Below are 22,966 nucleotides of genomic sequence, written 5' to 3'. Positions count from 1 at the left end.
GGATCCGGAGCCGCCCGTGGCCGAGCCCCGGGAGGCGCGACCGCGCCGACGGTGGCTGCCGCGGTACACGTGGAGCGGCACGGTCGGCGCCCTCCTGTTCGGCTGCAGCGCCCTGACCCCGTCCCTGCTGCCGCGGGGCTGGCTCATCCAGGGCCTGATCGCCGGGATCACCGCCGCGATGGGCTACGGCGTCGGCGTGACCGTCGCCTGGTTCGTGGCCGAGCTGACCGAGGGGCGGATGTCGGCCGTCGTCCGCCGCCGGGCGTGGCAGGGACTGGCCGTCGTCGGGCCGGTCTGCGTCGTCGTCATGCTGGCCCTGGGCGCGCGGTGGCAGCGGGAGATCCACGAGTTGATGGGCCAGGAGCCGCCGGGGGACTGGAGTCCGGCCGGCACCGTGGTCGTCGCCGTCCTCCTGTTCGCCCTCCTCGTCGCCGCCGGCCGCGGCGTCCGGTGGCTCGGCCGCGCGCTCGTCCGGTTCCTCGGCCGGTTCCTGCCGCGGCGGGTCGCCCGGCCGCTCGGGGTGCTCGCGGCCGGCGTGCTCGTGCTCTTCCTGATCAACGGCGTGCTCTTCCAGGGGCTGGTGGCGGCGGCCAACTCCGCGTTCAGCATCAGGGACGGAGGCACGGAGGAGGGCGCGGTGGAGCCGGTGGCTCCCGAGCGGTCGGGGAGCCCGCAGTCCCTGGTGCGCTGGGAAGACCTCGGCCTGCAGGGCCGCAACTTCGTCGGCAAGGGCCCGACGCCGGAGGAGCTGAGCGCGTTCTCCGGGCGGCCCGCGCTGGAGCCGGTGCGCGCCTACGTCGGGCTGGCCTCGGGAGGGGACGCCGGCGACCGCGCCGACCTGGCCGTGCGCGACCTCCAGCGGGCCGGCGGCTTCGAGCGGTCGGTGCTCGTGGTGGTGACGACGACGGGGACCGGCTGGGTGGACCCCGCGGCGAGCGACTCGCTGGAGTACGAGTTCAACGGCGACACCGCAATGGTGGCGATGCAGTACTCCTACCTGCCCAGCTGGCTGTCGTTCCTGGTGGACCAGGCCGAGGCGCGGGACGCCGGCCGGGCGCTGTTCGACGCGGTCTACGGGGTCTGGGCGCAGCTCCCGCCGGAGTCGCGGCCCCGGCTGTACGTGTTCGGCGAGAGCCTGGGCACGTTCGGCGGCGAGGCGGCCTTCAGCGGCCTGGCGGACATCGTCAACCGCACCAGCGGCGTCCTCTGGGCGGGTCCGCCGAACTTCAACGAGATGTGGCGGGACGTCGTCGGGGGCCGCGACGAGGGCACGCCCGAGTGGCTGCCCGTCTACGAGGAGGGACGGACCGTCCGGTTCGCCGACGAGCCCGGCGACCTGGGGGACCCGGGGGGCGACTGGGACGGGCCGCGCGTCGTCTACCTGCAGAACGCCTCCGACCCGATCGTGTGGTGGTCGCCGAACCTCGTCCTGGGCCACCCCGACTGGCTGCGGGGCGAGCGCGGGCCGGACGTCTCACCGGGCATGGTGTGGCTTCCGGTCGTGACGTTCTGGCAGGTCACCGCCGATCTGGTGTTCGCCGTGGACGCCCCCGACGGCCACGGGCACAGGTACGAGGCCGACTACGTCGACGGGTGGGCCGCGGTCGCGCAGCCGCCCGGATGGACGGACGCCGACACCGAGCGGCTGCGTCCGATCATCGGCGGAGGCTGAGACGGGGACGAGGCCGGGAGGGGGTCTGCAGTGACGATCTCCGCCGCCCGGCGCACGCGGTACCGCGCGGTGTCCGGCGCCGTCGTGGTCGCGCTGGTCGTCATCAACGCGACCGACCACGGCCTGCATCCGCCCTGGTGGGTCCGTGCGCTCCAGGGTGCCGGGCTGCTCGCTGCGGGCCGGCTCGTGGGACTGAGCTGGTCACGACTGGGCCTGGGCCGGGACCGGCTCGGATCGGGTGCCCGGTGGGCAGCGGGGGCGATCGCCGCGGTCGCGGGCGTCTACCTGGTCGCCGTGCTGCTGCCTCTAACGCGGCCGGCGTTCCAGGATGCCGAGTACCACCTCCCGGCACCCGACGCGCTGCACACCGCCTTCGTGAAGATCGCGTTCGGCACGGTGGTCCTCGAGGAGATCGCGTTCCGGTCGGTCCTGTGGGGGGTGCTGTCCAGGCACTGCCGACCCTGGCAGGTGCTGGCCGGCACCTCGGTGCTCTTCGGGCTCTGGCACGTCATCCCGGCCGTCCGCAGCGGGGGCGGCCCGCTGGTCGTGCTCGGGACGGTGGCGCTGACGACGATCGGCGGTCTCGTGTTCGGCGAGCTGCGCCGGCGCAGCGGCAGCGTCGTCGCGAGCGCGGGGGCGCACTGGGCCACCAACGCCCTCGGCGTCCTGTTCGGCCTGCTGGCCTGGCGCCTGTCAGGGGAGGACGCCTGATCCCCGCGCTCGTCCCGCACGGGTGATGCACCGGCACGGGCGGGGCCCGACCATCCCCTCACGACCCGGCAGTACCCGGCGCCACCGCTGGACAGCTGCCGCCGGGACGGCAGGGGGGAGCAGCCGATGATCCTGTCTCCGGCTCCCTCCCCCCGCGCCGGGTCGTCCATTCCGGCCGTCGACGGGCGCGCAGCGCCGGTTCTCGCGGAAGGGGTCCCGGAGGCCGGGTGCGCCGTCCCCGAGCGGAGCCATCGGCCAGGTTCCCGTCGGCCGATCGGAGGCAGCGGTCCATGGACGTATCGCTGATCGTCGTCGTCGTCGTGCTGACGGCGTTGGTCTTCGACTTCACGAATGGATTCCACGACACCGCGAACGCGATGGCGACGTCGATCGCGACCGGCGCCCTGCGGCCCAGGACCGCCGTGGCGCTGGCCGGTCTCCTCAACGTGGTGGGGGCGTTCCTGTCGATCCAGGTCGCGCAGACGATCTCCGGCGGGCTGGTCGACGAGACCCGGGTGGATCCCGTGGTGATCTTCGCCGGACTGGTGGGGGCCATCGTGTGGAACCTGTTCACCTGGCTCCTCGGACTGCCGTCCAGCTCGTCGCACGCGCTGTTCGGCGGCCTGATCGGCGCGACGTGGGTGGCGGCAGGGGCCGGCGCGATCGACTTCACCACGGTGGTGAACAAGGTCGTCCTCCCGGCCGTGCTCTCGCCGCTGGTCGCCGCCCTCATCGCGATGACGGCGACCTACCTGGCGTTCCGGCTCACCGCGCGGGCGGCCCCGGGCGTCGTCGCCCGGGGATTCAAGCTCGCGCAGACGGTGTCGGCCTCGATGGTGGCCCTGGCGCACGGGACGAACGACGCCCAGAAGACCATGGGTGTGATCACGTTGACCCTGATCACCGCCGGCACCCTGCCGGCCGGCTCGGGACCGCCGCTGTGGGTCGTCGCCTCGGCCGGGTTGGCGATCGGCCTGGGCACGTACATGGGTGGCTGGCGGATCATCCGCACCCTGGGCAGCCGGATGAGCGACCTCCGGCCGGCCCAGGGCTTCACCGCCGAGACCACCAGCGCAGCGGTGATCCTGACCTCGACGCACCTCGGACTGCCGCTGTCCACCACGCAGGTGTGCACGGGCTCGATCCTCGGATCGGCGGCGGGTCACCATCTCGCGTCGGTGCGCTGGGGGATCGCGGGCCGGATCGCGCTGGCCTGGATCTTCACCCTGCCGTCGGCGGGGGTCGTGGGCGCGGCGGCATCGTGGCTGGCCTCGACCGGCACCGCCGGTGTGATCGTCGTCGCCTTCAGCGGGGTCGCCATCGCCGCGGGCATCTACGGGGTGTCCCGGCGGAGCGCGGTCACCGCGGCCAACGTCAACGACGGCCCGCGGCCTCCGGTCCCGGACCTCGTCGCCTGAGCACCGGGAGGCCGTCCATGCACATCGACTGGGCCACGCTCACCGAGGTCGCGGTCGTGGCGGCCGCCGCGGCGCTGACCGTCGTCCTGCTCGTCTCCTCCGCGCTGGTCGGGCTCTCCGCCCGCGTGCAGCAGGGCGACCCCACCGTCCAGGACGGGCACGGCGACGGGGCCCGCGCCGGCACCGTGGTCGCGGTCCTCTGCGTCGCCGCCGGTGCGCTCATCGTCGGCTACGGCCTCTATCTGATCGTCGCGTGAGACCGGCCCCGCGGCCCGGCGGCCCGGCGGCTCCGCGGCCCCGCGGCCGCGCGGCCCCGTGGTCAGAAGGGCTCCGGGATGGACCGCGCCGTGCCGGCCGGGCGCCGGTAGCTCCCGGTCTCGGGCCGCGCCGGAAGGACGACGTCCCGCGCGGGCAGGGGGTCGTAGGGGATCTGGCTGAGCAGGTGGCTGATGACGTTCAACCGGCCACGCTTCTTGTTGTCGGTCGCGGCGACGAACCACGGGGCCCACGCCGTGTCGGAGGCCGCGAACATGTCGTCGCGGGCTCGCGAGTAGTCGTCCCAGCGGGTGTAGGACGTCAGGTCCAGGTCCGAGAGCTTCCAGACCTTGCGCGGGTCGTCGATGCGGCTCTCGAGTCGCCGGGTCTGCTCCTCGGGACCGACCTCCAGCCAGTACTTCAGCAGGATGATCCCGGAGTCGACCATCGCCTGCTCGAAGCCCGGGACCAGTCGCAGGAAGCGCGCCGTCTCCTCCGGGGTGCAGAAGCCCATCACCTTCTCGACCCCGGCCCGGTTGTACCAGCTCCGATCGAAGACGGTCACCTCGCCCGCCGCCGGGAAGTGCGGCACGTAGCGCTGCATGTACATCTGCGACCGCTCCCGCGCGGTCGGCGTCGGCAGCGCCACCACCCGGAAGACGCGGGGGCTCACGCGCTCGACGATCCGCTTGATCGTGCCGCCCTTCCCCGCCGTGTCCCGGCCCTCGAAGACCAGGCAGATCTTCGCGCCGCTCGCCTTGACCCACTCCTGCAGGGCGACGAGCTCGCCCTGGAGCCTCGCCAGTTCGGCCTCGTAGGCCTTGCGGCGCAGCTTGCCGGTGGCCTGCGGCGGGGAGCCGTGGCCGTTCGCGGCCGGGTCGTGGGCGCGCCGGTCGTGGTCGGCGCCCCGCTTCTCCGTCTTCTTCGACACGATGTCTCGCCTCCGTCGTCGGCTGGTCCGTCCCGGCCACAGTGGCGGGCATCCGGTCGCCGGTCATCGCGCGCGCGGGGTGGTCCGGCGATCCGGGAGGCGTCGGGGTCATCCGCTGCGGGGGATGCCCCTCCCGTCGGAGGGTCCCTACCGTCCGGCCGATGACGACCACGGTGCGATCCCGGCCGGCTCGGACGCCGGCTTCCCCGCGACGGTGGTACGCGATTCCGGCGGCGGACGTGGCCGCCGCGCTCGACGTCGATCCCGAGATCGGGCTCTCCGCCGAGACGGCCGCCCGACGGCTCCACGACGACGGCGCCAACGCACTGCCCGAGGAGCAGCCGCGGCCCGGCTGGCGGCGGTTCCTCGAGGAGTACCGCAGCTACATGCAGCTCATCCTCGTGGGCGCCGCGATCGTCTCGCTCGCGGTCCAGGAGTGGGGAACGACCGTCCTGCTCCTCGCGCTGACCGTTCTCAACGCCGTCATCGGGTTGCGCCAGGCCGGCAAGGCGCAGAGCGCCATGAACGCGCTGAAGTCGATGATGAGGGCGACCGCGCGGGTGCGCCGGGACGGATCCGAGGCCGAGATCCCGGCGGAGGACCTGGTCGTCGGGGACGTCGTCCTGCTCGCCGCCGGCGACCAGGTCCCCGCCGACGGCCGGATCATCGCCGCCAGCGCGCTGCAGATCGACGAATCCGCGCTGACGGGGGAGAGCACGCCCTCGGCCAAGGACGCCGACGCGCTGCCCGATGTGGAGCTGGGGCCGGGGGACCAGACCGACATGGCGTTCATGAACACGCCCGTCACGCACGGCAGCGGCGTCGTCGTCGTCACCGCCACGGGAGGGGGAACGCAGTTCGGGAAGATCTCGGCGATGCTGACCGCGACGGCGCGGGAGAAGTCGTTGCTCACCCGGCAGCTCGACACGTTGACGCTCTGGATCGTCGGAGCGGCCGCCCTGACGATGTTCGTGATGTTCGTGATGGGCCGCAGTCGCGGTGAGGCCTGGGACGTGCTGTTCGTCAGCGCGATCGCCCTGGCGATCGCGGCGATACCCGAGGCCCTGCCCAGCGTGACGCAGATGATCCTGTCGCTCGGGAGCGTCCAGCTGGCCGCGCGCAACGCCATCGTCAAGGAGCTGCCCGCGGTGGAGACCCTGGGCTTCACCTCCGCCATCAACTCGGACAAGACCGGCACGCTGACGATGAACCAGATGACCGTGGTCGAGGTCGTGACCCCGACCGACCGGTACACGGTCTCGGGCACCGGCTACGGCCTGCAGGGCCGCGTCCACCACGTCGCCGGCACCACGACCGGCTTCGCGGAGGCGATCGTCCCGTACGTCCTCGCGAGCGACGCCCAGCTCGTCGACGGCAGCGTCGTCGGCGACCCGACCGAGGGAGCCCTCCTCGTGCTGGCGCACAAGGCCGGGCTGGACATCGACGCCATGCGGGACGCTGCGCCGCGGCTCGCGACGCTGCCGTTCGACCCGACCTACAAGCTCATGGCGACCTTCGTCCCGCATGCGGATGCCTCCGGCCGCGCGGTCGTCCGGTGTTTCGTCAAGGGCGCGGCGCCGGCGGTCCTGGCGCTGGTGGCCACGGCCCGGGCGACCGGCCGCAGCATCCCCTGGGACGCGGACCGGGAACGGCTCGCCCGTGCCGACATGGAACGCATGGAGAACCTGGGCCAGCGGGTGATGGCGGCAGCCCGGCTCGACCTCGACCCGGCCGCCTTCGACCCCGAGGGAGACCTGCTCGGCTACGTTCGCGGCCTCGAGCTGACCAGCCTGGTCGGAATGGTCGATCCGCCTCGGGCCGAGTCCCGGGCGGCCGTGGCCGCTGCCCAGGCCGCCCACGTCCGGGTCCGGATGATCACCGGCGACGACGTGCTCACCGGCGCCGCGATCGCCAGGCAGCTGGGGATCCCGGGCACGGCCATGCTCGGCGCCGACTTCGCAGCGCTCTCCGCGGCCGAGCGGCTGGCTCGCATCGACGACCTCGGCGTCGTCGGGCGCGTCGCGCCCGAGCACAAGGTGCTCCTGGTCGAGACGTTGAAGGCGAAGGGCGACGTCGTGGCCATGACGGGCGACGGCGTCAACGACGCGCCGGCGATCAAGGCCGCCGACATCGGCATCGCGATGGGAAGTGGCACCGATGTCGCGAAGAACGCCGGCCGGATGATCCTCTCGGACGACGACTTCGCCACGATCGTGTTCGCCGTCGGTCAGGGCAGGAAGATCTTCGACAACCTGATGAAGTACATCCGGTTCGTCCTGATCCTGCTCGTGGTGTTCGTCCTGACGTTCCTCGCTGCCAGCCTGTTCGACATCGCCGACGGCGAGCCGTTCAACCCCGCGCAGGTGCTCTGGATCCACTTCTTCGTCAACGCGGCCTTCGGGTTCGCGCTGGGGTTCGACGCGGAGAGTCCCGGGTTGATGTCGGCCCGGCCCCGGCCCCGCGGCGAGTCGGTGCTGACCCGGACCATGGCCTGCATCGTGGGACCCGCGGGCCTGGCGATCGCGGCCGCCCTGCTCGGCTTGATCCAGCTGGGTGTCGAGCACTACGACAGCCTGGACGTCGGGGTGTCGATGGCCTTCTCCTCGTTCGCGCTGTGCCTGATCGTGGCCGCGCTCGAGTGCCGCAGCGAGACCGGCACGGTGTTCACCACGGCCACGTTCGACAGCAGGGTGATGAACCGCGCGGTCTTCGGCGAGTTCGCGCTCGCCGTGCTGGTCACCCAGATGGACGTCTTCAACCGGTTGCTGGACACCGTCCCCCTCACGATGGCCCAGTTCGGCTGGGCGATGCTCCCGGCGGTGGTCCTCCTGCTGCTCTGGGAGGCCGGGAAGCTCCTCGCCCGGCGTCTGCGCGCGGACGATCGTGCGACGGACACGGTCTGATCGGCGCTGCCGTCACGCAGGCCGGGTGGTCGGGACCAGGTGCTCGACGCCGGCGGCGGAGTCGTTCAGCGATGGTGGCGTGGCCGGTCGTGCGGCGGGCGCCGGCCGTGCCCGGAGCGGCGGACGCTGAGCGGGAGCACGTACCAGGTCAGCAGCCCGAGCAGCGTCGTGGCGGCGCTGCCGACGATCGCCGGCCAGCGACCGAGGACGACGTCGAGGATGAGCAGCACCGCGCTGGCCATGGCCGGCACGAGCATCGCCAGGCCGACGGCGAGCATGCGGTCGGCGACCGCGACCAGCGCGGCCTTCTGACCCCGGCGGAACACGATGCGGTGGAACGACACCGGCGCGAGGAGCACCAGGGTCGCGAACGCGGTGGTCATCAGGGCGACCGTGTAGACGGCGACGCCGAAGTCGTCGAGGTCGCCGAACCGCTGGGTGAACGCGAGGCCGAGCAGGAAGGCGAACATGATCTGCACGCCGGTGAACGCGACCCGCAGCTCCTGGAGCAGCTCGGCGAGGTTGCGGTCGAGCACCTGATCGACGGTCTCGCCGCGCAGCTCCGCGGACCGCATCGCTGCCGCGGGACCGAACCGCTGCCGGGCCGGCCGGGGTCGGTCGGGACCGGACGGTGTCTCCTGCGTGTCCATCCACGACCCCTGACGCCGGCAGCCCGCCGCGATCGTCGGGCCGCACTCGACGTGGGGGATCACCCCGTCGGGATGGGGTCGGGGAACGCGCGCCGCGGCAGCTCCGGGACGGGGCGGACGTCAGGGGCCCTGCGGGGCCTCCACCGCGGGCGGTTCGGCCATGGTGGCGGCCACCGCGTCCAGCGGGGTCGACGGGACGCGGATCAGGCCCCGGGTGGGCCGGTCCAGGTCGAAGGTGACGACCAGCAGCAGCGTGACCAGCGCCGCCGCGGCCGACACCGTGGCGATGCCCCGCCCGAAGGTGGCCAGGTGCAGCGCGAGCACCGCGAGGGCCAGGGCGGCACCGACGACCTCGAGCAGGATGACGGCCGAGGGCACGCGGTTGCCCAGCCCGGCCACCCGGCCGGCCTGCGCGTCGAACATCTCGTTGAGCGACTCGATGTACAGCTGGGGCGCCACGTTCGCCGGCGCGGCGTCGAGCGCCTGGCCGGCCAGGCCCCACAGCGCGCGCTGCAGCTCCTGGCTGTCGTCGACGGCGTCGCGCTGGGCGTCGCTGCCCGGCCGCTCGTCGGCGATGCGGATGCTCTCGTCGGCGTAGTCGCGCAGCAGGTCCAGCGACTGCGACCGGACCGGCTCGGCCAGGGTCTGCGCGCGCAGGTACGTCGTCCCGATCGCGTTGGCCTCGGCGACGACGTCGGTCCGCCGGTTCTCGTAGCGGCCGACCGCGAGGCTCAGGCCGAACGCCAGGATCAGCCCCATGAAGCCGATCAGGGCGCCCTGCAGGACGCCGAGCGGCTCCCGCAGGTCGACCGACCGCGTCGCCAGCCGCCGCCCCACCACCAGCCCCAGCGCGACCGAGGCGGCCATGACGGCCGCCAGCACGAGGGCGAGGACCCACGTGCTCAGGCCGAAGAACAGCACGGCCGCCGCCTCCCGGACGCCCGGACGGCGGTGCCCCGCCGATGGTGGGGGCGACCGTGCCGTGCCGGGCGCACCGCGCGCATCACCCGGCCCGGACGAGCGGCCGCGGCCCGTCCGGGGGGCCGATCGCTCGCCGGCCGGCGGTCCGGCCGCTCAGGCCCCGGGGCCGGCCAGGGCGATGTCGGAGGGGTGACCGGCCAGCGGCGTGATGGTCATCGTCATGTGGGGGAACAGCGGCAGCCCCCACAGGATCGAGTGCAGCTCCTCGTTGGACTCGACCGCGAAGACGCTGAGGTTGGCGTACTCGCCCACGCACCGCCAGATGTGGCGCCAGTGCCCCGACCGCTGCCACTCCTGCGAGTAGGCCTTTTCCCGGGCGAGCAGGTCCCCGCGCGCCGCCGGGTCCATGTCCGGCGGCAGCGCGACGTCCATGCGGACCGCGTACAGCTGCGTCACTGCGCGGGGTCCAGCGCGAAGTCGTAGGTGACCTCCTCGCCGGTCCCCGACGCGGCCGGGGTCGGACGGAGGATCAGCTCGGGCTTCACCGCCTGGGCGACGTCGTTCTCGACCCACTCGCCGCCCTCGAAGTACAGCTGCGTGGTGATGGGCGCCCGGCCGGGCGCGGAGACCTTGAGGTGCAGGTGCGCCGGGCGCCAGGGGTGCCAGCCGGCCGCGGCGACGAGCGCCCCGCAGGAGCCGTCGGTCGGGATCTGGTAGGGCGCGGGCTTCATCGTGGAGAAGGCGAACCGGCCGTCGGGCCCGGTCAGGATCGTGCCCCGCAGGTTCCACTCGGGGATGCCGGGGGCGAACTGCGAGTAGTAGCCGTCGTCGTCGGCGTGCCAGAGCTCGACCGTCGCGTCCTCGACGGGGGAGCCGTCGAGGTCGGTCACGGTGCCCTGGAAGACGAACGGCGTCCCCTTCTCGTCGTCCCGCATCGGCAGGGTCGCCTCGGTGCGGAACTCAGGCGCCCCGGGGATGTAGTACGGGCCCTCGATGCTGCCCTTGGTGCCCTGGCGGTCGGTGTTGGCGACCTCCTCGACCACGTGCTCCACCCAGACGTCGAGGAACAGCGGCCACTCGCCGTCCTCGCCGACGCGGATCAGCCACGCCTTGAGCGCGTCGTACTCCGCGTAGGTGACGCCGTGCTCGCGGATGACCTGGTGCAGTGCCGTCAGGGCGGCGGTCGCCAGGGTGTCCACCCGGGCCTGGTCGACCGTGGCACCCGCGCGCTCCTTCCGGGCGAAGCGCTCGGTGGCCGAGCGGCCGGAGCCGGCGGCGGTCGGTTTGGGGGCGGTGGGTGCGCTCATGGGGATCTCCTGCGGCGTTGCGGGACGGGGGGAGGGCAGGTCAGCGGTCGGTGCGGTAGTGCGCGAGCTTCCCGGGGTCGACGTCGAAGCCGATCCCCGGTCCCGGACGGACGACGAGCTCCCCGCCGGAGATCTCCAGCGGCTCGGTGAGCAGGTCGTCGCTCATGTCCAGGAAGTTGGAGAGCTCCCCGGCCCGGCGGGACGACGAGCGGTGGGCGGCGCCGAAGGCCACGGCGCACGCGGTGCCGACCTGGCCGTCGATCTGGTTGCCCAGAACGACCTCGACGCCGAGGCCCTCGCACTGGTGGAGGATCCGTTGCGACGTGGAGAAGCCGGTGCGGGCCGTCTTGATGCTGATCATGGTCGCGGAGCCGCCGAGCAGCTCGCGGGTGACGTCGCCGGGGGTCGGCACGCTCTCGTCGGCCACCGTGGGCACCGTCGTCCGGGCGGTCAGCCAGCGCCGGCCGAGCACGTCGTCGGCGGGGGACAGCTCCTCGGCGAGGGTGAGGCCCAGGTCGGCCATCGCGTCCATCGCCCGGGCGGCTTCCGACGCCGTCCACCCGCGGTTGCCGTCGACGTAGAGCTCCACATCCGGGCCGAGGGCCTCGCGCAGCGCCCGGCAGGCGCCGACGTCGAGCTGCACCGGCCGCCGGCCGACCTTCACCTTGAACGTGGAGATGCCGTACCGGTCCCGGACCCGCTCGGCCTCGGCCACCATCTCGGCGTCGGGCGCGAAGCCGACCATGTGGCACACGCGCATCCGGTCGGTGAACCCACCCAGCAGCGCGGTGACGGGGAGGTCCAGGGTGCGGCCGAGCGCGTCCCACACCGCCATGTCCACCGCGGCCTTCGCGGTCGGGTTGCCCACGGTGCGCTCCATCCGGGCGTGGGCGGTCTCCCGCTCCAGCAGCGTCAGGCCCACGAGCTCCGGCGCGAACAGCTTCTCGACGACGGCGACGATGGACTCCTGCGTCTCGCCGTAGGTGAAGGGCCGCGGCGGGGCCTCGGCGGTGCCGACCACGCCGTCGTCGGTGTGCACGCGCACCAGCACGTGGTCGGCGACGGTGACCTGGCCGCTGGCGAAGCGCAGCGGCTTGCGGTACGGGATCGCGAAGGGGATCGCCTCGATCCGGGTGATCTTCATCGGGGCTCTCCAGGGGGCGTGGACGTCGTCATCGGGGTGGGTGGGACGAGGAAGCCGTCGGCCTCGAGGGCCTCGACCAGCCGGGGCAGCACGGGGGAGGGGTCCCCGGCCCGCCAGGCCAGCGCCAGGTCGACCGAGACGTCGTCCTCGATCGGGAGGAAGCGGACGCCCTCCACGGACAGCGCCTGCACCGACTCGGGCAGGACGGCGACGCCGAGGCCGGCGGCGACCAGCGTGAGCACGATCGACACCTCCGCCGCCTCGTGCGCCCGCCGCGGCAGGAACCCCGCGGAAAGGCAGGCGTGCGTCACGGCCGCGTTCACGACCGAGTCCGGCCGGCTGTACAGGACGAAGTCCTGGTCGCGCAGCGCCGCGAGCGGCACGCTGCCCGCGCCGGCCAGGGGGTGCTCGGCGTCGGCGGCCAGCACCAGCCGCTCCCGGCTGATCAGCCGCGAGCCCAGGCCCTGCCGGCGCAGCGGAGGACGCAGGACGGCGACGTCGATCCGGTCCTCGGCGAGCGCGAGCTCCTGGTCGGGGGTCAGCAGGTCCGGGTGGAACTGGAGGACGACTCCGGGCAGCTCCCGGGTGGCGACCCGCGCGAGCCGGGGGAGGTGCCGCAGGGTGGCCAGGCCGGTCGCGCCCACCCGCAGCAGCCCCTCGTGCCCGCTGCCCACGAGGTCGACGCGCATGCGGGCGGCGTCGACGGCGTCGAGGATGCGGCGCGCGTCGTGCAGGAAGGCCTCGCCGGCGGCGGTGAGGTCGACCCGCCGGGTCGTGCGCTCGAACAGCACGGCGCCGACGCTCGCCTCCAGCTGGCGGATCGCGTGGGAGAGCGGCGACTGGGCCATGTGCAGCCGTTCGGCGGCCTGCCCGAAGTGCCGGGTCTCGGCGACGGCGACGAAGTACTGCAGGTGGCGGAGCTCCACGGCTGCTCCCTCCCGTCGCCGGTCCGATGGAACGCGGCCACCGTAGGACCGCAGACCTTGCGGAGGGAAAGACGGAGTTCCGCTCGATCCAGACGTACGAGGTCTGGATCGACGCAGAGGCACCCCAAGGGGTGGGATCGCTCAACCGGGCGACAGCGCCCGTCGATCTCCCTGGTATGTCGTCCCGGTTCCCGGCCCGCGGTCCCGATCGGTGGGCTTCTCGCTTCGGCTGGTGGTGGCGCGGCGGAGACGCCGTCGGGTGGGGCCGGCTCATCTGGCTCGGGTCCGTGGGAACGCCGGCGTCGGCCGCCGCCGTCCTCCGCGTCGACCGGGTGGACGCCGACCTGCTGACCGCCGCGGCGGTGGCGCACGCGGTCGCCGTCGTGCTCAGCTTCCTGCTGCCCTGGCGGCGCTGGAGTGCCTGGGCGCTGCTGGCGTTCCCGGTCTTCTCGACGGCCTCGGTGGCGCTCGTGGCCACGGCCGTTCCCGGAGTGTCCGGCGTCTTCGGGGGCTTCTTCGCCCTCTGCTTCGCCTACGCCGGGCTCTTCCTGCCGCGCGGCGGGAGCTACGTCCTGCTCCCGCCGGCCCTCGTCGCCTACTTCGGGACCCTGCCGGCGGTGGGCGGCACGGCGCTCGTGCGGGCGGTCTTCCTCGCCGGCGCCTGGCTGATCCTGGGGGAGCTGCTCGGCCTGCTGCGGCGCCGGCACGAGGCCCTGTTCCGGGAACTGCGGGTGCAGAACGAGACCGACGCGCTGACCGGGCTGGCCAACCGGCGCGGCATGGAGCGGTTCCTCGGCGCGGCCGAGGGCGGCGACATCCTGATCGTCTTCGACCTGGACGACTTCAAGCGCCTCAACGACTCCCGCGGGCACGCCGAGGGCGACCGCGCCCTGGAGACCTTCGGGCGCCTGCTCTCCGGCGAGCTCCGGACCCGGGACCGCGCGGCCCGCTCGGGCGGCGAGGAACTGCTGGTCCTCCTCCGGTGCTCCTCCGAGCCGCGGTGCGGGGTGGCGCTCACCCGGCGGTTGCGCCGCTCGCTGGAGACCGCCTACCCGGGCCTCACCTTCAGCGCCGGGATCGCGGTGGTCGACCCCGATCTCAGCGTGGACTCCGCGGTCCAGGCCGCCGACCGGGCCATGTACGCCGCCAAGGCCGGGGGGCGGGACCAGGTGTGGGTCGTCGACGACGAGCGGGCCGGCGAGCTCCGCCGGGTCGCGGACTTCCGGTTGCCGGACGGCGTCCCCGCGCCCTAGTGCGCTTCGTGCCGTTGATCATCGGCGGGTGGTCGACCGCCACGCTGGAGTGGACGACCACCCGCCGATGATCAACTGGTGGAGACGCTCAGTAGTGCAGGTCGAACCGGTCGAGCTCCATGACCTTGACCCAGGCGTCGACGAAGTCCCGCACGAACAGCTCCTGCGCGTCGTCGGCCGCGTACACCTCGACGATGCCGCGCAGGATGGAGTTCGAGTTGAACACCAGGTCCGCCGCGGTGGCCGTGCGCACGACGGTGCCGCCGGCGTCCAGCCCCTCGTAGACGCCCTCGGTGGCGACCGAGGTGCGCCACGAGGTGCCCAGGTCGAGCAGGTTGCGGAAGAAGTCCTGCGAGAGCACGCCCACCCGGTCGGTGAAGACGCCGTGCTGCACCCCGCCGGTGTTGGCGCCCAGCACCCGCAGGCCGCCGACCAGCAGCGTCAGCTCCTTGGGCGTCAGCTCCAGCATGTAGGCCTTGTCGACCAGCAGCCGCTCCGGCTCCAGCTTGCCGCCCGGCGCGATCCAGTTGCGGAAGCCGTCGGCCCGCGTCTCCAGCCAGCGGAAGTTGTCGACGTCGGTCTGCTCCTGCGAGGCGTCCGTGCGACCGGGGTGGAAGGGCACGGTGACCTGCACGCCGGCGTCGGCCGCGGCCTTCTCCACCGCCGCGCTGCCGCCGAGCACGATCAGGTCGGCCAGCGAGACCTTCTTCCCGGTCTGCTGCTCGAACTCGCCCTTGACCCGCTCCAGCACCGGCAGCACGTCCTGCACGCCCTGGTTGGCCGCCCAGTTGATCTGCGGCTCCAGGCGGACCCGGGCGCCGTTGGCGCCGCCGCGCTTGTCCGTGCCGCGGTAGGAGGCGGCGGCGGACCAGGCGGTGTGCACCAGCTGGGAGACCGTCACGCCGGAGGAGAGCAGCCGCTGCTTGAGGTCGGCGATCTCCGCCTCGCCCACGAGCTCGTGGTCCACGGCCGGGAGCGGGTCCTGCCAGGCGAGGTCCTCGGCCGGCACGTCCGGGCCGACGTAGCGGGTCTTGGGCCCCATGTCGCGGTGCAGCAGCTTGAACCAGGCGCGGGCGTACTGGTCGGCGAAGTACGCCGGGTCGCGGTGGAAGCGCTCCGAGATCGCCCGCAGCTCCGGGTCCTTGACCAGCGCCATGTCGGCGGTCGACATGATCGGCGGGTTCTTCTTGCCCGCGATGTGCGCGTCGGGGACGAGCTCCTGCGCCTCGGGGTTCGTCGGCTGCCACTGCTTGGCGCCCGCGGGGCTCGTGGTCAGCTCCCAGTCGTAGCCGAGCAGCGTGTCGAAGTAGGAGTTGTCCCACTGCGTCGGCGTCGGGGTCCAGGCGCCCTCGAGGCCGCTGGTGATCGTGTCGGCGCCCTTGCCGGTGCCGTACTGGCTGACCCAGCCGATGCCGTTGCCGTGCACCGGGCAGGCCTCGGGCTCCGGCCCGACGAGCTCGGGGTTGCCCGCGCCGTGGGTCTTGCCGAAGGTGTGGCCGCCGGCGACGAGCGCGACGGTCTCCTCGTCGGTCATCCCCATCCGGCTGAAGGTGACGCGGATGTCGTGCGCCGACGCGATCGGGTCGCCGCTGCCCTTCGGGCCCTCGGGGTTGACGTAGATCAGGCCCATGGTGACCGCCGCGAGGGGGCCCGCCTCGAGGTCCAGCGGGTCGTCCCCGCCGTAGCGCTCGTCGCCGAGCCAGGTGTCCTCCGGGCCCCAGAAGACCTCGTGGGGCTGCCAGACGTCCTCGCGGCCGAAGGCGAACCCGAAGGTCTTCAGGCCCATGTCGTCGTGCGCGACGTTGCCGGCGAGCAGCAGGAGGTCGGCCCAGGACAGGGCGCGGCCGTACTTCTGCTTGACCGGCAGCAGCAGCCGGCGGGCCTTGTCCAGGTTCGCGTTGTCCGGCCAGCTGTTCAGCGGGGCGAACCGCTGGCCGCCCTCGCCGCCGCCGCCGCGGCCGTCGGCGATGCGGTAGGTGCCGGCCGCGTGCCACGACATGCGGATGAACAGCGGGCCGTAGTGGCCCCAGTCCGCCGGCCACCAGTCCTGCGAGGTGCGCATGACCTCGACGAGGTCGCGCTTGACGGCGTCGACGTCCAGCGCGGCGACCGCGGCCTTGTAGTCGAAGTCCGCGCCGAGCGGGTCGGAGTCCCGCGCGGGCTTGTTCAGCACGCCCAGGTCCACCTGGTTCGGCCACCAGTCCCGGTTGCTCCGCGGTCGCTGGTTGGGCACCTGCTCCGGCGCGGGGATCGCCGGGTTCTCGCTCTCGCTGGTGCTCGCCGTCTGCAGCTTGTCGGACTCTGTGCTCACTGTCTGCCTCTCTCGGTGGTGGTCAGATCGATGGAACAGGGTGCTGGTCGGTGGCGCAGGTCGGGCAGCGGCCCCAGTAGATGACCTCCGCCTCGTCGATCTCGAAACCCGCGTCGTCGGCCGCGGTCAGGCAGGGCGCGTCGCCGACGGCGCAGTCGACGTCGACGATCACCCCGCACGACCGGCAGACGACGTGGTGGTGGTTGTCCCCGACGCGGGCCTCGTAGCGCGCGACCGAGCCCGGTGGCTGGAGCCGGCGCAACAGCCCCGCGGCGGAGAGGGCGCGCAGGACGTCGTAGACGGCCTGGTGCGAGACGTCCGACAGCCGGGCCCGGGTCGCCCCGAGGATCGCGTCGGTGTCGGCGTGCGGGTGGTCGAACACCGCGGAGAGCACCGCCACCCGGGGGCGGGTCACCCGCAGGCCGACCCCGCGGAGCATGCGCTCCAGATCGGGTGTGGTCGGCGACACACTCGCAGTGTGGCCCGAAGCCAGTTCGGGATCAATCAAAACTGCGAGATCGCCGTGGATCGGCGGTCCCACGGCCTCCGGGTCTGTCGGCGGCCCCGCTCGGAGGTCTAGACAGGGGTGCCCGTCCGCCGCCCGAGGAGCCCGGCATGACCGCAGATCCGCCGACCGTCCACGACTGGGCCGGTGGCCGCCCGGCGTTCGAACGCTGGCTCGGCCGCTTCTACGACCTGGTGGAGGACGACGACCTGCTGTCGCCGGTGTTCGGCGGGCGGGTGTCGCACCAGCACCGGCGCGACGTCGTCACCTGGTGGTGCGAGGTGATGGGCGGCCCGGCCGACTACACCGCGGCACTGGGCGGCTACGAGAACATGCTGCGCCACCACCTCGGTCTGGCGATCACCGCCGAGCAGCGGCTGCGCTTCGTCACCCTGCTCTCCCGCGCCGCGGACGACGCCGCGCTGCCCGCCGATCCGGAGTTCCGGGCCGCGCTGATGGGCTACGCGGAGTGGGGGAGCCGGCTGGCGATGCACAACTCCGACGAGGCCGCCCCCGTCGTCGCGCACGCCCCGGTGCCGCGCTGGGGCTGGGGCGTGGCGCCCCCGTACCGGCCCGAGCGCTGAGCGGCCTGCGGGCCCGGGGGCGGTGCGCGGACGGGCCGCGTGCGGCCGCCGGGCCGAGGAAGCGCTTCCCTTCGCGAGAATCACGTTCTATGGTCGCGCCTGTCTGTGTTCTGTGTTCTGCACCACATGAGGAGTGGGGTCAGCCGATGAGTTCGACGCAGGGGCGGGGTCAACTGGAGGGCAAGGTCGCCTTCATCACCGGGGCGGCCCGAGGCCAGGGGCGGTCGCACGCACTGGCCCTGGCGCGGGAGGGCGCCGACATCGTGGCGCTGGACATCGCCGACCAGATCCCCACGGTGTCCTACGCGATGGCCAGCCGCGAGGACCTCGAGGAGACGGTGGCGCTGGTCGAGAAGGAGGACCGGCGCTGCCTGCCGATCGTCGCCGACGTCCGGGACATCCACGCGATGCAGCGGGCGGTGGACGCGACGATGGCCGAGTTCGGCCGGATCGACATGGTGCTCGCCAACGCCGGGATCCTGCTGACCGCCCGCGGGGAGCAGAGCATCGACGACGACGCGGCCACCTGGGCCGACGGCGTCGGCGTGATGCTCACCGGGGTCTACAACACGATCCGGGTCACCGCGCCGCCGATGGTCGAGGGCGGCGTGGGCGGCTCGATCGTCATCACCAGCTCGACCGCCGGGCTCAACGGGATGCACGACGGCACCGGCGGGATGGCCGCGTACACGGCGGCCAAGCACGGGGTCATCGGGCTGATGCGCGGCTACGCCAAGACGCTCGGCAAGCACAGCATCCGGGTCAACACGGTCCACCCCATGGGCGTGGCCACGCCCATGGTGATCAACCCCCAGTTCGAGGAGTTCTACCGGGGCGGCGAGGCGATGCTCGAGACGCAGCCGCGGCTCCTGCCCATCCAGATCCTCGACCCGAACGACGTCAGCAACGCCATCCTGTGGCTCGTCTCCGACGGGGCCCGCGCGGTCACGGGGGTCACCCTCCCCGTCGACGCCGGGGTGACGACGCCGTGACCGCGGTGGCGGCGACCGACGAGGCGCCGGCGATCCCGGCGACGCTCGCGGAGGCCCTCACCCCGGAGTGGCTCACCGCGGCGCTGCGCACCCGCTTCCCCGACGTCGTCGTGCAGTCGGTCGAGCCGGGCCCGATAGTGTCGCGGGTGTCGACCAACGCCCGGTTCACGATCACCTGCACGGGTGCCCCGGCCGACGAGCTGCCCCGCGAGCTCTGCATCAAGGGCTACTTCGCCGACATGAGCAGCGCCGGGGGAGGGGCGGCGGGGTTCTCGGAGGGTCTGTTCTTCGACTCCCTCGCCGAGACCACCGGCGTGCGCACGCTGCGGCCGGTCTACGCCGGGATCGATCCGGGGACGCGCGAGAGCGTCGTCATCACCGAGGACGTCGTGGCCCGCGGCGCGACCTTCCTGGACTCGCTCAGCCCCTACCGGCCCGACCAGGTGGCGCAGAGCCTCGAGCAGTTCGCCACGCTGCACGCCTCCACGTGGATGGACCCCACCCTCGGGCGGCAGCAGTGGCTGACGCCGTCGCTGCCGCGCATCCTGGGCGGTCGCGGGCTGCCCGAGATCCGGCACAACTTCGAGGGGCCCATCGGCGCGGGCGCGCCCGACTCGGTGCGCAACGGCGAGCGGCTGATCGAGGCCTACACGGTCGTCGCGAACAACGCGGCCACGGCGTCCCCGTGGGCGGTGATCCACGGCGACGCGCACGTCGGCAACGTCTTCGTGGACGGCGAGGGTCGGTCGTGCCTGGTCGACTGGCAGCTGGTGCAGCGCGGCCCCTGGTACGTCGACGTCGGGTACCACATCGCCTCGACGCTGCCGATCGAGCAGCGGCGGGAGCACGAGCGCGACCTGCTGCGGCACTACCTCGACCGGCTCGCGGCCGGCGGCGTCGACCGGCCCGACGAGGACGAGGCGTGGCGGCTGATCAAGCACGGCATCGTGCACGGCTTCTACCTGTGGGCCATCACCCAGAAGGTGGCGCCGCCGATCACGACCGAGCTGCTCACCCGCATCGGCGCCGCGGTCGAGGACCACGACGCGCTGACCGCAGTCCAGGGCTGACCGGGCGCCGGCGCGCGGGCGGGGAGGACCCGCCCGCGCGCCGGCCTCTTGCCGGTCAGACCCGGGTGGCGGCGTACGCCCGGACCTCCGGGACGACGTCGTCGAGCAGCCGGCGGACGAGGGTGTCGGCGTCCCCTCCGCCCGGCGCCGGCATGAGCACGATGTGCCGGGCGCCGGCGTCGACGAAGTCCTGCAGCTTGCGGGTCACCTCGGCCGGCGTGCCGGCGGCCGCGACGCCGTCGACCATCTGCCGGAAGTCCTGCGCGTAGTTGCCGCCCATGGTGCGCGCGGCCTCCTCGCGCGCGCGCCCGCCGTCGGGATCGGCGTGGACGAAGACGAACGCGCACCACTCGAAGCCCGCCAGGTCCCGCCCGGCCTCCGCGGCGAGCGCGCGGATGGTCTGCACCGACTCGGCGTAGCGGCGGGGCGAGTACAGGTAGGGGATCCACCCGTCGCCGAGCAGCGCCGCGCGGCGCATCGCGGGCAGCTTGCGGCCCGCGACGACGATCGGCGGCCCCCCGGGTTGCGCCGGCGCGGGGTGCACCTTCACGTCGCGCATCGCGTAGAAGGGGCCGTCGTGCGTGATCTCCTCGGCGGTCCACAGCCGGCGCAGCAGCCCGATGGCCTCGTCGGTGCGCCGTCCGCGTTCCTCCAGGGGCACCTGGCAGGCGCGGAACTCCTGCGGGTACTCCCCGCCCACGCCGACCCCGAGGACGAGGCGGCCACCCGTGGCGCGGTCCAGGTCGGCGATCTGCTTGGCCACGATCGCGGGCGGATAGAGGGGGAGCAGCAGCACCGCCGTGCCCAGCTGGACCCGCGAGGTGACGGCCGACAGCCGCGCCAGGCTCATCATCGCCTCGGTGGACGGGTTGCGGGAGGCGACGTGGCCGCCGGTCCACAGCGAGTCGATCGCCCCCGCCTCGTCGAGGGCCGCCGCCCGCTCCAGGTCCCCGGCCACCAGCCCGATGCGGATGCCCTGCGTCGTGCTCGTCACCGGAACACCTCGTCCCTTCGTCCTGCCTCGATGGATCCGTCGTCCCCCAGCTCCGCGACGACGGCCGCGGTGTCCGCGCCCAGCAGCGGCCCGGGGCCGGGCACGCCGCAGCCGCCGGCGGAGAACCGCCACGGCGGACGCAGGACCCGCTGCGCGCCCAGCACCGGGTGCTCGACGTCGACGAACGCCTCGCGCGCGAGCAGGTGCGGGTCCGTGGCGAGGTCGGCGAAGGTCCGCACGGGCTCGGCGGGAACCCCGGCCGCGCGCAGGGCGTGGGCGGCGGCGGCCGCCGACCGGCCGCACGTCCAGGCGCTGACGCCCTCGTCGAGGAGGTGGGCCGCCGCCCGCCGCTCCGCCGGCCCGGGGAAGGCGTCGAGCCAGTCCGGGCGGTCGAGAGCCCCGCAGAGGGCGGCCCACTCGTCGTCGTCGCGGACCGCCACCGCCAGCCAGCCGCCGTCCCGGCACGGGTGGACGCCGTGCGGGGCCCAGGTGCGGTGCCCGTTGCCGATCCGCGACCGCCAGGGAACGCCTGCGGCGGCGGCCAGCAGCGCGTCGGGGGCGCTGGCTACCACCACCTCGCGCGAGGCCAGGTCGATCCACTGGCCCTCGCCGGTGCGCTCGCGGTGCAGCAGGCCGGCCAGGATGCCCACCGCCAGCGCCGCGCCGCTGCGGTAGTCGACGGGGTCGCCGACCTCGGTCGGGGGCCCGTCGGGGTATCCCGTCTGGTCGCTGAGGCCGCCCGTCGCGGCGAAGATGCTCGCCAGCCCGGCGCCGCTGGCCTGCGGACCGGTGGCGCCGTTCGCCGACGACGAGGCGACGACGAGCCCCGGATCGGCCGACAGCAGGGTCCGCGGGCCGAGGCCGAGGCGGTCCAGGACGCCGGGCCGGAAGTTGTCGACCACCACGTCGACCTCCGTGGCGAGCCGGCGGACCAGGGCCACGGCCTCGGGCTGGGTCAGGTCCAGCTGCAGGGACCGCTTGCCGAGGTTGAGCTCGTTGAAGACGGGGGAGCGGTCCAGGCCCTCGTACCGGGCGAGGAAGCCGCCGCGCGCGGGGTCCGGCCGCCGCGTGGACTCGACCTTGACGACCTCGGCACCGAGGAACGCCAGCAGCAGCGTCGCGTAGGGCCCGGCCGCAGCCCAGGTCACGTCCAGCACCCGCACGCCGTCCAGGAGCCGCGCGCCGGCCCGGCGACGGGAGCCGGGCGCCACCGGGTCCGGCGCCGGCGGCCGCGCCGCGAACCCCGTGTCCGACCCGAGCTCGGGGGCCGGTCGCACCGGGAGCGGGGTCGCGGAGAACCGATAGGGGGCGCCGGGGATCCGCAGGGTGCCCCCGAAGCCGTCACCGACCTCCCGGAGGAAGTCGCGATGCGCCAGCTGCCCGTCGGTCAGCAGGTCGGCGGGCTCGGCGAAGGCGCCGGCCGGGACGCCGACGCCGGCGAGGACCCGCACGACCTCGGACCGGGTGCGGGCGGCGCACCAGCCGGCCAGGAGTCGGCCGAGCCCCTCGGGGTCGGCGGCCCGCCCCGCGGGCGTGCCGTGGCCCGCGGCGGCGAACTCCGCGCCCTCGGGCAGCCCGGCCAGCCGGTCCCAGTGCTCGTCCCGGATCCCCACGACCTGCGCCCAGCCGTCGCGGCAGCGCAGCATCCCGGCGATCCCGTACCGGTTCCGCTCGCGGCCGACGCAGATCCCCTCGTTGAGGTACCTGTTCAGGCGCGTGCGGTTCAGCGACAGCAGCGACTCCTGCACCGACACGTCGACCCGCTGGGCGTCGGGCCACCGCAGCGACTCGTAGCAGGCGGCCAGCGCCGCGACGGCGGCGTTCCAGCCGGCGTCGGCGAACCCGATGTCGCTGCCGAGCTGGAGCGGGGCGCGGTCGGGGAAGAGCTCGAAGCTCCGACCGCCGGGCAGCGTCGACATCTCGCCGGACGCGGCGGAGACCGTCAGGTGGGGACCCGGCCGGTCGGCGTCCGGGCCGGTCGCGCCGAAGGGGCGGATGCCGACGACGACCACCCGCGGGAGGCCGGCGACCAGGCCGGCCACCTGCTCGGGATCGGCGTCGCTGACCAGGAGGTCGCAGGCGGCGGCGAGCTCGGCGAGCCGGCTGTCGTCCTCGACGAGGACGCTGCGCTTGCCGGCGCTCAGGTGGACGAAACGGGCGCTCGTCCCGTCGGCGCGCCGGGGTTCCTCTGCCCGGAGGGGGGAGCCGTCGGCGGGCTCGGCCAGGACGACGTCCGCCCCGAGGTCCGCGAGCAGCCGCGTGCACCAGCCCGCCGCCGCGCCGGTCGCCCACTCGAGCACCCGCAGCCCGGCCAGCGGTCCGGCCGGGCTGCCGGGCGAGGTGGCGCGGTCCATCGGGGTGGCTCCGCTCTGCCCGATCGGGCGCCGAGGTGTGGTGCGGACCACAAGCAGGAACTAGG

The 22,966-nt window shown here is 73.9% G+C and carries 20 protein-coding genes; 9 read left to right on the top strand and 11 right to left on the bottom strand.

All coding sequences use genetic code 11. The features are described 5' to 3' along the window. Positions 1 to 16: 16 nt before the first annotated feature. The 4 genes from BMY88_RS03395 (at position 17) to BMY88_RS03380 (ending at position 4,058) form a co-directional block, all read left to right on the top strand. Positions 17 to 1,672 (top strand): alpha/beta hydrolase, encoded by a 1,656-nt coding sequence (locus tag BMY88_RS03395; RefSeq protein WP_244524426.1) that lies wholly within the window; start codon positions 17 to 19, stop codon positions 1,670 to 1,672. Between the two features lie 30 nt (positions 1,673 to 1,702). Next, a complete protein-coding gene (locus tag BMY88_RS03390; RefSeq protein ID WP_091940227.1) occupies positions 1,703 to 2,383 on the top strand; it encodes a CPBP family intramembrane glutamic endopeptidase in 681 nt (226 codons plus the stop codon). A 290-nt stretch (positions 2,384 to 2,673) separates the two neighbouring features. Beyond that, positions 2,674 to 3,801 (top strand): inorganic phosphate transporter, encoded by a 1,128-nt coding sequence (locus tag BMY88_RS03385; RefSeq protein ID WP_091940225.1) that lies wholly within the window; start codon positions 2,674 to 2,676, stop codon positions 3,799 to 3,801. A gap of 17 nt (positions 3,802 to 3,818) precedes the next feature. Beyond that, positions 3,819 to 4,058, top strand: coding sequence for a hypothetical protein (locus BMY88_RS03380; protein WP_091940223.1), 240 nt, complete (start codon positions 3,819 to 3,821; stop codon positions 4,056 to 4,058). Between the two features lie 62 nt (positions 4,059 to 4,120). On the opposite strand, the gene ppk2 is transcribed toward BMY88_RS03380, so the two are convergent. Beyond that, positions 4,121 to 4,987, bottom strand: coding sequence for a polyphosphate kinase 2 (gene ppk2 / locus BMY88_RS03375; RefSeq protein WP_091940221.1), 867 nt, complete (start codon positions 4,985 to 4,987; stop codon positions 4,121 to 4,123). Positions 4,988 to 5,148: 161 nt separating this feature from the next. Between ppk2 and BMY88_RS03370 the strand changes: the two genes are divergently transcribed. Beyond that, on the top strand, positions 5,149 to 7,890 hold the full coding sequence (locus tag BMY88_RS03370) for a cation-translocating P-type ATPase (RefSeq protein ID WP_091940218.1): 2,742 nt from the start codon (positions 5,149 to 5,151) through the stop codon (positions 7,888 to 7,890). 65 nt (positions 7,891 to 7,955) lie between these two features. On the opposite strand, the gene BMY88_RS03365 is transcribed toward BMY88_RS03370, so the two are convergent. The 6 genes from BMY88_RS03365 to BMY88_RS03340 all read right to left on the bottom strand — a co-directional run bounded on the left by BMY88_RS03365 (position 7,956) and on the right by BMY88_RS03340 (position 12,838). Continuing rightward, positions 7,956 to 8,465 (bottom strand): DUF6328 family protein, encoded by a 510-nt coding sequence (locus BMY88_RS03365; protein ID WP_244524425.1) that lies wholly within the window; start codon positions 8,463 to 8,465, stop codon positions 7,956 to 7,958. Between the two features lie 195 nt (positions 8,466 to 8,660). Beyond that, positions 8,661 to 9,461, bottom strand: a complete 801-nt coding sequence (locus tag BMY88_RS03360) for a bestrophin-like domain (RefSeq protein WP_091940214.1) — start codon at positions 9,459 to 9,461, stop codon at positions 8,661 to 8,663. 153 nt (positions 9,462 to 9,614) lie between these two features. Further along, positions 9,615 to 9,917 carry a muconolactone Delta-isomerase family protein gene (locus BMY88_RS03355; protein WP_211435468.1) on the bottom strand — a complete coding sequence of 101 codons (303 nt, stop codon included), beginning with the start codon at positions 9,915 to 9,917 and terminating at the stop codon, positions 9,615 to 9,617. Next, positions 9,914 to 10,768 carry a catechol 1,2-dioxygenase gene (gene catA / locus BMY88_RS03350; protein WP_091940212.1) on the bottom strand — a complete coding sequence of 285 codons (855 nt, stop codon included), beginning with the start codon at positions 10,766 to 10,768 and terminating at the stop codon, positions 9,914 to 9,916. Before catA ends, BMY88_RS03355 begins: the two co-directional genes overlap by 4 nt. 40 nt (positions 10,769 to 10,808) lie before the next feature. Continuing rightward, positions 10,809 to 11,912 carry a mandelate racemase/muconate lactonizing enzyme family protein gene (locus BMY88_RS03345; RefSeq protein WP_091940210.1) on the bottom strand — a complete coding sequence of 368 codons (1,104 nt, stop codon included), beginning with the start codon at positions 11,910 to 11,912 and terminating at the stop codon, positions 10,809 to 10,811. After that, entirely contained in the window at positions 11,909 to 12,838 is a 930-nt protein-coding gene (locus BMY88_RS03340; protein ID WP_091940208.1) for a LysR substrate-binding domain-containing protein, read from the bottom strand. Before BMY88_RS03340 ends, BMY88_RS03345 begins: the two co-directional genes overlap by 4 nt. Positions 12,839 to 13,125: 287 nt before the next feature. Here BMY88_RS03340 and BMY88_RS03335 point away from each other — a divergent pair, with 287 nt between their 5' ends. Further along, positions 13,126 to 14,091, top strand: a complete 966-nt coding sequence (locus BMY88_RS03335) for a GGDEF domain-containing protein (protein ID WP_139220386.1) — start codon at positions 13,126 to 13,128, stop codon at positions 14,089 to 14,091. Between the two features lie 88 nt (positions 14,092 to 14,179). Here the strand turns inward: BMY88_RS03335 and katG are convergent, their stop codons facing one another. Further along, positions 14,180 to 16,402 carry a catalase/peroxidase HPI gene (katG, locus tag BMY88_RS03330; RefSeq protein WP_211435467.1) on the bottom strand — a complete coding sequence of 741 codons (2,223 nt, stop codon included), beginning with the start codon at positions 16,400 to 16,402 and terminating at the stop codon, positions 14,180 to 14,182. Between the two features lie 22 nt (positions 16,403 to 16,424). Further along, positions 16,425 to 16,871, bottom strand: coding sequence for a Fur family transcriptional regulator (locus BMY88_RS03325; protein WP_280138688.1), 447 nt, complete (start codon positions 16,869 to 16,871; stop codon positions 16,425 to 16,427). 146 nt (positions 16,872 to 17,017) lie between these two features. Between BMY88_RS03325 and BMY88_RS03320 the strand changes: the two genes are divergently transcribed. The 3 genes from BMY88_RS03320 (at position 17,018) to BMY88_RS03310 (ending at position 19,553) form a co-directional block, all read left to right on the top strand. Further along, on the top strand, positions 17,018 to 17,491 hold the full coding sequence (locus tag BMY88_RS03320) for a globin domain-containing protein (RefSeq protein WP_091940199.1): 474 nt from the start codon (positions 17,018 to 17,020) through the stop codon (positions 17,489 to 17,491). A gap of 146 nt (positions 17,492 to 17,637) precedes the next feature. After that, a complete protein-coding gene (locus BMY88_RS03315; protein WP_091940197.1) occupies positions 17,638 to 18,483 on the top strand; it encodes a mycofactocin-coupled SDR family oxidoreductase in 846 nt (281 codons plus the stop codon). Further along, on the top strand, positions 18,480 to 19,553 hold the full coding sequence (locus tag BMY88_RS03310; RefSeq protein ID WP_091940195.1) for a phosphotransferase: 1,074 nt from the start codon (positions 18,480 to 18,482) through the stop codon (positions 19,551 to 19,553). The genes BMY88_RS03315 and BMY88_RS03310 overlap by 4 nt, the downstream gene beginning before the upstream one ends. 55 nt (positions 19,554 to 19,608) lie before the next feature. Here the strand turns inward: BMY88_RS03310 and BMY88_RS03305 are convergent, their stop codons facing one another. Together BMY88_RS03305 and BMY88_RS03300 are read right to left on the bottom strand one after the other, a co-directional pair. After that, positions 19,609 to 20,547 (bottom strand): LLM class flavin-dependent oxidoreductase, encoded by a 939-nt coding sequence (locus tag BMY88_RS03305; protein ID WP_091940193.1) that lies wholly within the window; start codon positions 20,545 to 20,547, stop codon positions 19,609 to 19,611. Next, a complete protein-coding gene (locus tag BMY88_RS03300; RefSeq protein ID WP_091940191.1) occupies positions 20,544 to 22,901 on the bottom strand; it encodes a CaiB/BaiF CoA-transferase family protein in 2,358 nt (785 codons plus the stop codon). Before BMY88_RS03300 ends, BMY88_RS03305 begins: the two co-directional genes overlap by 4 nt. Between the last annotated feature and the right edge of the window lie 65 nt (positions 22,902 to 22,966).

Origin of the sequence: Trujillonella endophytica (assembly GCF_900110555.1) — a bacterium.
Taxonomy (GTDB): domain Bacteria; phylum Actinomycetota; class Actinomycetes; order Mycobacteriales; family Geodermatophilaceae; genus Trujillonella; species Trujillonella endophytica.
Note: the sequence above shows the minus strand (reverse complement) of the source record. Positions and strands in the feature narration are given on the sequence as shown.

Excerpts from the sequence above, each read along its gene's own strand:
- BMY88_RS03385 (WP_091940225.1), top strand. The coding sequence starts at position 2,674 with ATGGACGTATCGCTGATCGTCGTCGTCGTCGTGCTGACGGCGTTGGTC.
- BMY88_RS03380 (WP_091940223.1), top strand. The coding sequence starts at position 3,819 with ATGCACATCGACTGGGCCACGCTCACCGAGGTCGCGGTCGTGGCGGCC.
- BMY88_RS03370 (WP_091940218.1), top strand. The coding sequence starts at position 5,149 with ATGACGACCACGGTGCGATCCCGGCCGGCTCGGACGCCGGCTTCCCCG.
- BMY88_RS03365 (WP_244524425.1), bottom strand. The coding sequence starts at position 8,465 with ATGCGGTCCGCGGAGCTGCGCGGCGAGACCGTCGATCAGGTGCTCGAC.
- catA (WP_091940212.1), bottom strand. The coding sequence starts at position 10,768 with ATGAGCGCACCCACCGCCCCCAAACCGACCGCCGCCGGCTCCGGCCGC.
- BMY88_RS03345 (WP_091940210.1), bottom strand. The coding sequence starts at position 11,912 with ATGAAGATCACCCGGATCGAGGCGATCCCCTTCGCGATCCCGTACCGC.
- BMY88_RS03320 (WP_091940199.1), top strand. The coding sequence starts at position 17,018 with ATGACCGCAGATCCGCCGACCGTCCACGACTGGGCCGGTGGCCGCCCG.
- BMY88_RS03315 (WP_091940197.1), top strand. The coding sequence starts at position 17,638 with ATGAGTTCGACGCAGGGGCGGGGTCAACTGGAGGGCAAGGTCGCCTTC.
- BMY88_RS03300 (WP_091940191.1), bottom strand. The coding sequence starts at position 22,901 with ATGGACCGCGCCACCTCGCCCGGCAGCCCGGCCGGACCGCTGGCCGGG.